The organism is Phenylobacterium sp., from assembly GCF_030697305.1.
Classification (GTDB): Bacteria; Pseudomonadota; Alphaproteobacteria; order Caulobacterales; family Caulobacteraceae; genus Phenylobacterium.
The window spans coordinates 18815-29697 of record NZ_JAUYQL010000008.1 but is presented as its reverse complement, the minus strand read 5'-3'; the positions used below and the strand labels follow the sequence as shown (position 1 = coordinate 29697).

General features: G+C 68.6%; 14 protein-coding genes. 3 read left to right on the top strand and 11 right to left on the bottom strand.

Features of this window, described 5'->3' with window-relative positions:
* Both Q8R27_RS00830 and gatC read right to left on the bottom strand, forming a co-directional pair.
* Window positions 1-695: amidase (locus Q8R27_RS00830; protein WP_305697225.1), on the bottom strand; the 695-nt coding region annotated here is incomplete at its 3' end.
* A complete protein-coding gene (gene gatC / locus Q8R27_RS00825) occupies window positions 696-983 on the bottom strand; it encodes an Asp-tRNA(Asn)/Glu-tRNA(Gln) amidotransferase subunit GatC (RefSeq protein ID WP_305697224.1) in 288 nt (95 codons plus the stop codon).
* A gap of 119 nt (window positions 984-1102) precedes the next feature.
* Between gatC and ruvX the strand changes: the two genes are divergently transcribed.
* A complete protein-coding gene (gene ruvX / locus Q8R27_RS00820; protein ID WP_305697223.1) occupies window positions 1103-1567 on the top strand; it encodes a Holliday junction resolvase RuvX in 465 nt (154 codons plus the stop codon).
* Between the two features lie 13 nt (window positions 1568-1580).
* On the opposite strand, the gene Q8R27_RS00815 is transcribed toward ruvX, so the two are convergent.
* Window positions 1581-1811 (bottom strand): hypothetical protein, encoded by a 231-nt coding sequence (locus tag Q8R27_RS00815; RefSeq protein ID WP_305697222.1) that lies wholly within the window; start codon window positions 1809-1811, stop codon window positions 1581-1583.
* Window positions 1812-1939: 128 nt separating this feature from the next.
* Between Q8R27_RS00815 and Q8R27_RS00810 the strand changes: the two genes are divergently transcribed.
* Both Q8R27_RS00810 and pyrC read left to right on the top strand, forming a co-directional pair.
* Window positions 1940-2920 carry an aspartate carbamoyltransferase catalytic subunit gene (locus Q8R27_RS00810; RefSeq protein WP_305697221.1) on the top strand — a complete coding sequence of 327 codons (981 nt, stop codon included), beginning with the start codon at window positions 1940-1942 and terminating at the stop codon, window positions 2918-2920.
* Complete coding sequence (gene pyrC, locus Q8R27_RS00805) at window positions 2917-4212, top strand: dihydroorotase (RefSeq protein WP_305697220.1); 1296 nt, start codon at window positions 2917-2919, stop codon at window positions 4210-4212. Before Q8R27_RS00810 ends, pyrC begins: the two co-directional genes overlap by 4 nt.
* A gap of 35 nt (window positions 4213-4247) precedes the next feature.
* Here pyrC and Q8R27_RS00800 read toward each other — a convergent pair whose 3' ends face one another.
* From Q8R27_RS00800 to fabD, 8 genes are all read right to left on the bottom strand, one after another.
* Entirely contained in the window at window positions 4248-4538 is a 291-nt protein-coding gene (locus Q8R27_RS00800) for a GIY-YIG nuclease family protein (protein ID WP_305697219.1), read from the bottom strand.
* Window positions 4539-4760: 222 nt separating this feature from the next.
* The gene (gene gmk, locus Q8R27_RS00795; RefSeq protein ID WP_305697218.1) at window positions 4761-5402 is read right to left on the bottom strand and encodes a guanylate kinase; all 642 of its coding nucleotides are present in this window, start codon (window positions 5400-5402) and stop codon (window positions 4761-4763) included.
* A complete protein-coding gene (locus Q8R27_RS00790; protein ID WP_305697217.1) occupies window positions 5392-6276 on the bottom strand; it encodes a YicC/YloC family endoribonuclease in 885 nt (294 codons plus the stop codon). Before Q8R27_RS00790 ends, gmk begins: the two co-directional genes overlap by 11 nt.
* Entirely contained in the window at window positions 6276-7331 is a 1056-nt protein-coding gene (gene mltG, locus Q8R27_RS00785; RefSeq protein ID WP_305697216.1) for an endolytic transglycosylase MltG, read from the bottom strand. Before mltG ends, Q8R27_RS00790 begins: the two co-directional genes overlap by 1 nt.
* A complete protein-coding gene (gene fabF, locus Q8R27_RS00780; RefSeq protein WP_305697215.1) occupies window positions 7328-8611 on the bottom strand; it encodes a beta-ketoacyl-ACP synthase II in 1284 nt (427 codons plus the stop codon). Before fabF ends, mltG begins: the two co-directional genes overlap by 4 nt.
* A gap of 105 nt (window positions 8612-8716) precedes the next feature.
* Window positions 8717-8956: an acyl carrier protein gene (locus Q8R27_RS00775; protein ID WP_012522113.1), complete on the bottom strand. Its 240-nt coding sequence runs from the start codon at window positions 8954-8956 to the stop codon at window positions 8717-8719.
* 152 nt (window positions 8957-9108) lie between these two features.
* Window positions 9109-9849, bottom strand: coding sequence for a 3-oxoacyl-[acyl-carrier-protein] reductase (fabG, locus tag Q8R27_RS00770; RefSeq protein ID WP_305697214.1), 741 nt, complete (start codon window positions 9847-9849; stop codon window positions 9109-9111).
* Between the two features lies 1 nt (window position 9850).
* Complete coding sequence (fabD, locus tag Q8R27_RS00765) at window positions 9851-10795, bottom strand: ACP S-malonyltransferase (RefSeq protein WP_305697213.1); 945 nt, start codon at window positions 10793-10795, stop codon at window positions 9851-9853.
* Window positions 10796-10883: the final 88 nt, after the last annotated feature.

The following is a 10883-nucleotide window of genomic DNA, read 5'->3' as shown; positions in this document are numbered from 1 at the left end:
GTCAGCAGGATCGCGGCGTCCTCGACCGTGCGCGCGATCGGGCCTGCCTGGTCCAGCGACGAGGCGAACGCCACCACGCCCCAGCGCGAGCAACGCCCGTAGGTCGGCTTGATCCCCACGGTCCCTGTGAACGATGCGGGTTGGCGGATCGAGCCGCCGGTGTCGGTGGCCGTGGCTCCCAGGCAGAGCTGCGCCGCCACCGCCGTCGCCGAACCGCCGGACGAACCGCCGGGCGTCAGCTTGGTGTTGCCGCCGTCGGCGCGCCACGGATTGACCACCGGTCCGAACGCCGAACTCTCGTTGGACGAGCCCATGGCGAATTCGTCCATGTTCAGCTTGCCCAACATCACCGCCCCGTCGCGCCATAGATTCGCGGTGACGGTGGATTCGTACTGCGGGATGAAGTCGCCGATGATCCGCGAGCAGGCCGTCGAGCGCACGCCCTCGGTGCAGAACAGGTCCTTGACGCCAAGCGGCGCGCCGTCCAACCGGCCAGCATCGCCGCTGGCGCGGCGCGCGTCGGAAGCGCGCGCCATGTCCATCGCCTTGTCGGGCGTTTCCAGCACATACGCGTTCAGCGCGCGCGCGGACTCCAGGGCCTCGATGTGCGCCTGGGTGAGCTCAGTGGCGGAGAACCGCTTGGCGTCGAGGCCCTCGAGCGCGGTCTTCAGCGTGAGTGACGTGAGCTCGCTCATCTATTCCACCACCTTGGGGACCACGAAGAAGCCGTCCACCGACTTCGGCGCATTGGCCAGCACGCGCGCCGCGTCGCCGCCCTCGGTGACCACGTCGTCGCGCATCGGCAGGACGGTGGCCTCGGCCGAGGTCATCGGCTCGACGCCGTCGGTGTCCACCTCATTGAGCTGCTCGATCCAGGCCATGATGCCGGAGAGCTCGCGCGCCAGCGGCTCCAGCCGATCCTCCGGCTGGGCGATACGGGCTAGCCGGGCGACCTTGCGCACCGTCTCGGCGTCGATGGCCATGCGGCCCTCCTTGCGACTTCGCGGGCCAGGGGTTAGCCGCCCGCGACGCCCTTTGACAAGCCGCACGTGATCGGCGACGGCGCTTCGCGTCGACGCCGATCACGGCTATCACCCCGCCCATGCCCGTCGTCGACCTCCTGGACCTGCCCCAAGCGCTGCCGCTGCGGGCCTGCGTCGTCGGTCTCGACCTGGGCGAAAAGACCATCGGCGTCGCGGTCTCCGACACCGGCCGGGTGGTCGCCTCCCCTCTGGCGCTGATCCGCAAGACCAAGTTCACCGAGGATGCGGCCGCCCTGTTCAAACTGATGGATGCGCGGCAGGCGGGCGGCGTGGTTATCGGCCTGCCGGTGAACATGGACGGCACGGAAGGTCCGCGCTGCCAATCGGTGCGCGCCTTCGGCCGCCACCTGCTGCGCCTGCGCGACCTGCCGATCGCCTTCTGGGACGAGCGGATGAGTTCGATGGCGGTCAACCGCATGCTGATCAGCGAGGCCGACGTCACGCGCGCGCGCCGTGGGGAACTGGTCGACAAGGCCGCCGCCGCCTGGATCCTGCAGGGCGCATTGGACCGGCTGCGGCCTTAGGGCGGCGCCCCGCTCAGTCCGACGGGTCGAGCACGTTGAGCCGGCGCACGGTGAGCTCATCGATGTGCAATCGCTTGATGCGCAGTCTGCCAATGGCGAGGTGTCCGATCGCCAGAGTGCCGATGGCGACAGCGCCGAGCGCCAAGGCGCCGATGGTAACAGCGCCCACGCCCGTGAGGCCGACCCCGGTGGCGATCTTGGAGCTCAGCGCCTTGGCGCGCGACGTCACAGCTTGGTCAGGCACGACAGGCTCCCAGCAACCGGTTGCCCCATCTGTATACTCCACGACGGAGGCCGCCGCGAAGCTGGCCGGCGGTTCATCGGCAACAGTCGCTTGGCTTCGACCCGGAAGCCCCCTATGACCCGACCTCGATGACGATGCAGGCGCCCGGGCTCAACGAGGTCCTCGGAAGGAACTTCCCCTTCCCGCGCCGCCATTTCCTCTCCGTGCTGGACCTGAACCCAGTCGAGGTGGCCTCCCTCCTCGATCTCGCCGACGGCTTCGTCGCGCTCAACCGCCAGGCCTCGAAGAAGCTCGATCTCCTCAAGGGCCTGACCTTGATGAACCTGTTCTTCGAGAACTCAACCCGCACCCAGAGCTCGTTTGAGCTGGCCGGCAAGCGACTGGGCGCCGACGTGGTCAACATGAGCCCGCGCGCCTCCTCGATCAGCAAGGGTGAGACCCTGATCGACACCGCGGTGACGCTGAACGCCATGCACCCGGACCTGCTGGTGGTGCGCCACGGCTCGTCCGGCGCGGCCAGCCTGCTCAGCCAGAAGGTGTCGGGTTCGGTGATCAACGCCGGCGACGGCCAGCACGAACATCCGACCCAGGCGCTTCTCGACGCGCTTTCGATGCGCCGCGCCTTCGGCTACATCGCCGGGCTGAAGGTGGCGATCTGCGGCGACGTGCTGCACAGCCGTGTCGCCCGCTCCAATGTCGCCATGCTGCAGATGCTGGGCGCCCAGGTGCGCCTCGTCGGCCCGCCCACGCTGATGCCGTCGCAGGTGGATCGCTGGGGCGTGGAGGCGTTCCACGACATGCGCAAGGGCATCGCCGGCTGCGACGTGGTGATGATGCTGCGCCTGCAGATGGAGCGCATGGACGGCGTCCTCGCGCCGTCGCAGCGCGAGTATTTCCGCTTCTTCGGCCTGGACCGCGAGAAGCTGGCGTTCGCCGCACCGCATGTGCGGGTCATGCATCCCGGCCCGATGAACCGCGGCGTGGAGATCGATTCCGACGTCGCCGACGACCTGGCCGTCAGCCTGATCCAGGACCAGGTGGAGATGGGCGTCGCCGCCCGCATGGCGGTGCTGGCGTCCCTGGCTGCACGCCTGGACAATGATCGATGAGTGCGCGCCCGATCGCCCTCACCAATGTGCGGCTGGTCGACCCGGCCAGCGGCTGGGACGGTCCTGGGGCGCTGATCGTGCGCGACGGCGTGATCGCCGAAGTGTTCCAGGGTTCGGACCCGGGCGCATTGTCGGGCGACCTGCAGGTGATCGACGGCGTCGGCGCGATGCTGGCTCCGGGCCTCGTCGACCTGCGGGTGAAGACTGGCGAACCCGGCGCGGAGACCAAGGAGACGCTGAAGTCAGCGGCCTTCGCGGCTGCGGCCGGCGGGGTCACCTCCATCGTGGTGCAGCCCGACACCGACCCGGTGATCGACGACCCATCGGTAGCCGACTTCATCCTGCGCCGCACCCGCGACATCGAGATGGTCCACGTCTATCCGGCCGGCGCCGCGACCAAGGGCGCCCGCGGCGAACGGATGGCCGAGATCGGCCTGCTGGCGGAGGCCGGCTGCGTCTACGTCACCGACGCCGACCGCTCGATCGTGGATTCCAAGGTGATGCGCCGGGTGCTGTCATACGCCGCAAGCTTCGGCGTGCTGGTCGCCCACCGGCCCGCCGATCCGTGGCTGTCGGCGGGCGCCGCAGCCAGCGAGGGCGAGTTCGCCGGACGCCGCGGCCTGCCCAGCACGCCGCCGATCGCCGAGAAGATCATGCTAGAGCGCGACCTGGCGCTGGTGGAGCTCACCGGCGCGCGCCTGCTGGTCGACCAGGTGACCACGGCGTGCGCGCTGGAGAGCCTGGAGAGAGGTCGCGCGAGGGGCCTCGCGGTCACCGCAACCACCTCCATCAATCATCTGACGTTCAACGAGCTGGACATCGGCGACTACCGCACCTTCTGCAAGCTGGACCCGCCGTTGCGCGGCGAGGACGACCGACAGGCGCTGATCGAGGCGCTGGCCAGCGGCCTGGTGCCGATCGTGGTCAGCGCGCACGCCCCCGCCCCGGCCGAGGACAAGCGCCTGCCATATGACGAAGCCGCGCCCGGCGCGGTTGGCCTGCAAACCCTGTTGCCGGCGCTGCTTGCCTTCCACCATGACGGCCGCATCCCACTGATCGACCTGATCCGTACGGTGACCCAGGCGCCGGCCGACTTGATCGGACTTTCCGCCGGTCGGCTGGCGAAGGGCGCTCCCGCCGACCTAGTGCTGTGTGATCTGAACGCCCCGGTGCTGATCGACGCCGACAAGCTGCTGTCAAAGTCCAAGAACTCGCCGTTCGACGGACGCAGGCTGCAGGGCGCGGTGCGCATGACCCTGGTCGACGGCCGGGTGGTCTACACGGCGGACTAGCGCCTCCTCCGACCGCGTCATGGAGGAGTAGGCGCTTAGAGCAAGTTCAACAGGTCGTCGTAGAGATCGCGCCAAGTTGGGTTGGCGTCTTCAATCAACAGCAACTTCCAAGACCGGCGCCACTCCTTGATGCGGCGCTCACGCCGGAACGCGGCTTCGCGGCTTTCGTGCGCTTCGAACCAGACCAGGACATTGACGCCGTATCGAGCCGTGAAGCCGACCCTTGCTTTCTCTCGGTGCTCGTAGATTCGATGCGCCAAATCGTCGGTGGAACCGGCGTAAAGCGTGCCGTTCCGTTTGCTCGCGAGTAGGTAGGTGTAGAACAATCGCGCCGGTCCCTGGATAAGGCGCAGCTTGCCCTTGATGCGAAGACCTCGCAACCAGCTCCGCTCGCCCCGGCGAATGCCGGGGTCCAGATCGGGAAACGCAGATCACCGATTAGGCCAACCACGCCTGTCGAACCCAGTTCAGAGCCCTTTGATCTGGGCCCCGGCATTCGCCGGGGTGAGCGGAGAATGGAGCCCGTTCGTCCTGGACCGTTTCTCGAGCTAGAGCCGTTCGTCCAGCAGGGTCTGGACGAAGGTCTTTAGCCATGGGTTGCGGGCCCGGCGCAGTCGCTCGGCATGGTAGATGTGGGCCAGCTCTGCGTAGGCGCGGTCGAAGTCCTCGTTGATGATCACGTAGTCGTAGACGCCCCACTGGGCGATCTCGTCATAGGCGCGGCCCAGCCGGCGCTGGATGACGTCCTCATGGTCCTGGGCGCGCGCGTGCAGCCGCCGCGACAGGTCGGCCATCGACGGCGGGAGAATGAACACCCGCACGCAGTCGTCTGGAGCATGCTCGTTGATCTGGGCCGCACCCTGCCAGTCGATGTCGAACAGCACGTCACGACCTTTATCGAGGGCGGCCATGATCGGGGTGCGCGGACTGCCGTAGCGATGCTCGTGAACGTTGGCCCACTCCAGGAACTCGCCGGCCTCGACCATGGCGTCGAAGCCGGCGCGGTCGACGAAAAGATACTCGCGGCCGTTTTCCTCGCCGGGCCGGGGCTGGCGGGTGGTCGCCGAGATCGATAGCGCCAGATCGGCATGGTCGGCCACCAGTCGGCGCGAGAGCGAGGTCTTGCCGGCCCCGGACGGGCTGGAGATCAACAGCATCAGGCCGCGCCGACGATGGGCCTCATTCGACATTCTGCACCTGCTCGCGGAACTGCTCGATCACCGCCTTCAGGTCGAGGCCGATCACGGTGAGCGCGCTCATCGCCGATTTTGAGCACAGGGTATTGGCCTCACGCATGAACTCCTGCGTCAGGAAATCCAGCCTGCGTCCCGCCGCGCCGTCGCCGGCGATCAGCGTGCGCGCAGCTCCCACGTGTCCGATCAGTCGGTCCAGTTCCTCGCGCACGTCGGCTTTCACCGCCAGCGCGGCGGCTTCCTGGGCGATGCGGTCTTCCAGGCCGGCCGGATCGCCGACCAGTTCGGCCATGCGCCGGACGAACCGCTCTTTCAGCACCAGGGGCTGCTCGCCAGCCTGGGCTGTCGCCGCCTCGACCAACGCCTCGATCCGGTCGACCAGCCCCGTGAGCACGCCCGTGAGGGCCGCGCCCTCCTCGCTGCGCGCCACGGCGAGCGCGTCCAGGGCGCCACCTAGGGAGATTGCGACAGCCGCCTCGAGCGCGGCCTGAGCCTCAGGGGTATCCACGGCGTCGGCGGCCTCGATCACCCCGCGCAAAGCCAGCAGGCCGTCCAGGCGCGGCTTTTCCGCGCGCCCCGCTGCAACCAGGTCGGCGCCCGCCGCCGCATAGAGCGCCAGCAGGTCGGTGTTGATCTGCACCTGTGCGCCGCTGTCGGCGCGTTTGGCCTGGACGTTGAGCGTGAGCTGGCCGCGCTGGAAGCGGCTCTGGGCGCCCTCGCGCGCGGCCCGCTCTAGGCTTTCGAAGCCGGATGGACCGCGATAACGCACGTCGAGATTGCGGCCATTGACCGAGCGCGCCTCCACAGCCCAGCTCCAGTCGCCCGCGGCGCCCTCGGTGCGGCCAAAGCCGGTCATCCCCGACAAGGCCATCAGGGCTTGGCCTTGGCCGTGGGCGCAGGCTGCGCCTTCTCCAGTGCACGCCAGCGCTCGACGTTGCGGCGGTGCTCCTCATAGGTCGAGGCGAAGACGTGGCCGCCCGTCCCGTCGGCGACGAAGAACAGTTCGCTGGTCTGCGGCGGGTCCAGCACCGCAGCGATCGCGGCGCGCCCAGGATTGGCGATCGCCGTCGGCGGCAGGCCGTCGATCATGTAGGTGTTGTAGGGCGACGGCGAGGTCAGCTCCGACAGCCGGATCCCGCGCCCCAGAGGCTTCCCGCGCGAGATGCCGTAGATGATCGTCGGATCGCTCTCCAGCCGCATGCCGGACTTGAGCCGATTGACGAACACCGCGGCGACGCGGGGCCGCTCGCTGGCGACGCCGGTTTCCTTCTCGACGACCGAGGCCAGGATGATCGCCTGTTCGGGCGTCGAGAACGGCAGGTCGGGCCGGCGCTTGGACCACAGCGAGGCCAGCACCTGGTCGCGCGCGTCCATCATCCGCTTAAGCACGGCGGCGCGATCGTCGCCTCGCTCGAACTGGTAGGTGTCGGGCAGCACCGCACCCTCCGGCGGCGTCGCCGCATCGCCAGTCAGCGAGGCCTCACTGGACAGGGCCTCGGCCACCATTTCGGCGGTGAAGCCCTCGGGGATGGTGATGAAGTGGCGCACCACGCGGCCGTTGCGGATGTCGTCCAGCACGGTCGCCATCGAGGCCTTGGAGGCGAAATTGTACTCGCCCGCCTTTAGCTCGCGCGCCGCGCCGGTCACCTGCGCGGACGCCAGGAAGATCGAGCTGGAGCGCACAACGCCGGCGCGCTCCAGCGCCGCCCCGATCTCCGACAGACCTGCGCCGCGGCGCAGGATGACGGTCGTCTCGTTCCCGGCCTTAGCCTTGGGGCCGGGGCCGTTGTACGACCAGGCCGCCCATCCCAGCAGCAGCAGCGCGAGAATCGCCAGGGTGGCGCCGGCCGCACCCGCCATGACCACCATCCGGCGCATCGGCGAGAGGCCGCCAGAGGATCGGGAACGGGCCGGGCCGCGGCTCACGAGAACTTCTTGAAGACCACGGAGGCGTTGGTGCCGCCGAACCCGAACGAGTTCGACATGGCGATCTCGATCGACATCGGCTTGGCCTTGTTGGCCGCCAGGTCGATCGGAGTCTCCACCGACGGGTTCTCGAGGTTGATCGTCGGCGGCGCGATCTGATCGCGGATAGCCAGGCAGACGAAGGCCGCTTCGATGGCGCCCGCCGCGCCCAGCAGGTGCCCGGTCGCCGACTTGGTGGATGACATGGTGACCTTGCCGGCCGCCTGGCCCAGCAGCCGCGTCACCGCGCCAAGCTCGATCTCGTCGCCCAGCGGCGTCGAGGTCCCGTGGGCGTTGATGTAGTCGATGTCCGAAGGGTCGATGCGGGCGTCCTTGATCGCCGCCTGCATGGCGCGGAAGCCGCCGTCGCCGTCATCGGCCGGGGCGGTAATGTGGTAGGCGTCGCCCGCCAGGCCATAGCCCAGCACTTCGGCGTAGATCTTCGCGCCGCGCGCCTTGGCGTGCTCAAGTTCCTCAAGCACCAAGACGCCGGCGCCCTCGCCCATGACGAAGCCGTCGCGGTCCTTGTCGTATGGCCGGGAGGCGCGCTGGGGTTCGTCGTTGAAGTTGGTCGACATCGCTCGGCAGGCGATGAAGCCGGCCATGCCGACCGGGCAGATGGCGGCTTCCGCGCCGCCGGCGACCATCACCTCGGCGTCGCCGTACTTTATCAGCCGCGCCGCGTCGCCGACCGCGTGCGCCCCGGTGGCGCAGGCGGTGACCACCGAGTGGTTCGGTCCCTTGAATCCGTGACGGATCGACACCTGACCGGAGGCCAGGTTGATCAGCGCCGAGGGGATGAAGAACGGGCTGACCCGGCGCGGGCCCTTTTCGTGCAGCTCGATGGAGGTGCGCTCGATGGTGGCCAGGCCGCCGATGCCCGAGCCGATGATGACGCCGGTGCGTTCGCGGTCGGCGTCCTCGGTCGGCTGCCAGCCGGAATCCTTCACCGCCTCGTCGGCGGCGGCGATGGCGTAGAGGATGAAATCGTCGACGCGGCGCTGGTCCTTGGGCGACAGCGTCGCATCGGGGTCGAAGCTGCCCGGTACATCGGGTCCGCCGCCGCCGCGCCCGTCAACGCGAGGCACCTCGCAGGCCACCTGACAGGCGTAGTCCGTGGGATCGAAGGTGGTGACCCGCCCGGCCCCGGACTTGCCGGCCAGGATCGCCTGCCAGGACAGCTCGGTTCCCTGTCCCAACGGGGTGAGCAGGCCGATGCCGGTGACAACGACTCGACGCATGGAATCTCCCAGCTCTTGATCGGCCCATACGAAGACCGCCGCGGCTTGCCGGCGCAAGGGCCTTTAAGCGACGCGGCGGTCGGAAGCTCGAAGCGGTCGGGAGCGTTAGGCGCCCAGGCGTTCCTGGATGAACTTCACAGCGTCGCCGACAGTCTGAATGTGCTCGGCGGCGTCGTCCGGAATCTCAATATCGAACTCTTCCTCGAAAGCCATAACCAGCTCGACGTTGTCGAGGCTGTCGGCGCCCAGGTCATCGATGAAGCTGGCCTTTTCGGTGACCTTTTCGGGATCGGCGTCGAGGTGCTCGATCACGATCTTGCGCACGCGCTCTAGGACGTCGGACATCAGGTTTAGTCCCTCGTTATTCGCTAAATCCATCCGATGCGGCTGACGGGTTGTCAACCGCGTGGGATCGTTGGTTAAAGACTTGTCGCCACACAGGTTCGAGAGCCGCGTAGCATGTTCTTATATGCGAAGCCAGCCGGTGGCCGGCCGCCTCAAATCATCGCCATTCCGCCGTTCACGTGCAGGGTCTGGCCGGTCATATAGGCCGCTTCGTCGCTGGCGAGATAGACGCAAGCTGCGGCGATTTCACGGCCTTCGCCCAGCCGCGCCGCCGGGATGGTCGTCAGGATCTGCGCACGCTGCTGTTCGTTCAGCGCCTGGGTCATCGGGCTCTCGATAAAGCCGGGCGCAACGCAGTTCACGGTGATGCCGCGCGTCGCGACTTCCTGGGCCAAGGCCTTGGAAAAGCCGATCATTCCTGCCTTCGACGCCGCATAGTTGGCCTGGCCCGGATTGCCGGTGACCCCCACGATCGAAGTGATGCCGATGATCCGGCCCGAGCGCCGCTTCATCATCCCGCGCAGCGCCGCGCGCGACAGGCGAAAGTAGCTCTCCAGGTTGACCTTCAGCACGGTCTCCCAGTCAGCGTCCTTCATGCGAAGCAGCAGGCCGTCGCGGGTGATGCCGGCATTTGCCACCAGGATGTCGATGGGCGCGCCGGCCGCACCCTCAGCGGCCTCCAGCAGTCCGTCGACCGCGGCCGAATCCGAAAGGTCCGCGGCCGCGACGCTGGTGCGTTCGCCGAGTTCGGCGGCCAGCGCCTGAAGCACCGGCTCGCGGGTGCCCGACAGCACCACCGACGCCCCTTGGGCATGCAGAGCGCGGGCGATCTCGGCGCCGATGCCGCCGGTCGCGCCGGTGACCAGCGCGGTCTTTCCAGTCAGGTCGAACATGTCAAAGGCTCTTGGCGAAGGCGTCTAGGTCGGCGGGCGTGTTCAGGGGCGTGGCCTCGGCGTCGGGGGCGATGCGCTTGGCCATGCCCGACAACACCTTTCCCGCGCCGGCCTCGGCGAAGCGGGTGACGCCGCCCTGCGACGTCAGCCACAGCATGCTCTCGCGCCAGCGCACACGCCCCGTCACCTGCTCGACCAGCAGGCGGCGGATCTCGTCGGCGTCGTGGGTCGGACGCGCGGTGATGTTGGCGACCAGCGGCGCGCGCGGGGCGATGATCGTCGCGCGGCTCAGCGCCTCCGCCATCTCATCAGCCGCCGGCTGCATCAAAGGGCAGTGGAACGGGGCCGAGACGTTCAGCGGGATGGCGCGCGCGCCCAGCGTCTTGGCCTTTTCGATCGCCACATCGACCGCAGCTTTGTCGCCCGAGATCACCACATTGCCCTGGTTGTTGTCGTTGGCGACCACACAGACGCCCACCGCGGCGCCGGCGGCCGCGGCCTCCTCCGCCAGGGCGACGTCGGTCTTGGGGCCGATCAGCGACGCCATCGCGCCCGCGCCCACCGGTACGGCCCGCTGCATAGCCTGCCCCCGCAGCTTCAACAGCCGGGCGGTGTCGGCGAGGCTGATGGCGCCGGCCGCGGCGAGCGCGGAGTATTCGCCCAGGCTGTGACCAGCGACGAACGCGGCCCGCTCGATGGCGACGCCGAACTCGCGCTCCAGGGTGCGGATCACCGCCAGGCTGACGGCCATCAGGGCGGGCTGGGCGTTTTCGGTCAGGGTCAACTCGTCTTCGGGGCCTTCGCGCATCAGCTTCGACAGCTTCTGGCCCAGTGCGTCGTCAACTTCCTGGAAGACCTCGCGGGCGGCGGCGAACGCCTCGGCGAGCTCCGCGCCCATGCCGATGCTCTGACTGCCCTGTCCGGGGAACAGGAATGCGAGGCTCATGGGCGGCTCCCTTCGAATCCGCGGCGAGGGTTAGGGGATATGGCCGGCGCGGGCAAGACGGCGGACACGTGCTGCGCGCTGGCGTCCA

Bases quoted from the DNA above. Each gene is read 5' to 3' on its own strand.
- gatC (WP_305697224.1), bottom strand. From the start codon at position 983: ATGGCCATCGACGCCGAGACGGTGCGCAAGGTCGCCCGGCTAGCCCGT.
- ruvX (WP_305697223.1), top strand. From the start codon at position 1,103: ATGCCCGTCGTCGACCTCCTGGACCTGCCCCAAGCGCTGCCGCTGCGG.
- Q8R27_RS00810 (WP_305697221.1), top strand. From the start codon at position 1,940: ATGACGATGCAGGCGCCCGGGCTCAACGAGGTCCTCGGAAGGAACTTC.
- pyrC (WP_305697220.1), top strand. From the start codon at position 2,917: ATGAGTGCGCGCCCGATCGCCCTCACCAATGTGCGGCTGGTCGACCCG.
- gmk (WP_305697218.1), bottom strand. From the start codon at position 5,402: ATGTCGAATGAGGCCCATCGTCGGCGCGGCCTGATGCTGTTGATCTCC.
- Q8R27_RS00790 (WP_305697217.1), bottom strand. From the start codon at position 6,276: ATGGCCTTGTCGGGGATGACCGGCTTTGGCCGCACCGAGGGCGCCGCG.
- fabF (WP_305697215.1), bottom strand. From the start codon at position 8,611: ATGCGTCGAGTCGTTGTCACCGGCATCGGCCTGCTCACCCCGTTGGGA.
- Q8R27_RS00775 (WP_012522113.1), bottom strand. From the start codon at position 8,956: ATGTCCGACGTCCTAGAGCGCGTGCGCAAGATCGTGATCGAGCACCTC.
- fabG (WP_305697214.1), bottom strand. From the start codon at position 9,849: ATGTTCGACCTGACTGGAAAGACCGCGCTGGTCACCGGCGCGACCGGC.
- fabD (WP_305697213.1), bottom strand. From the start codon at position 10,795: ATGAGCCTCGCATTCCTGTTCCCCGGACAGGGCAGTCAGAGCATCGGC.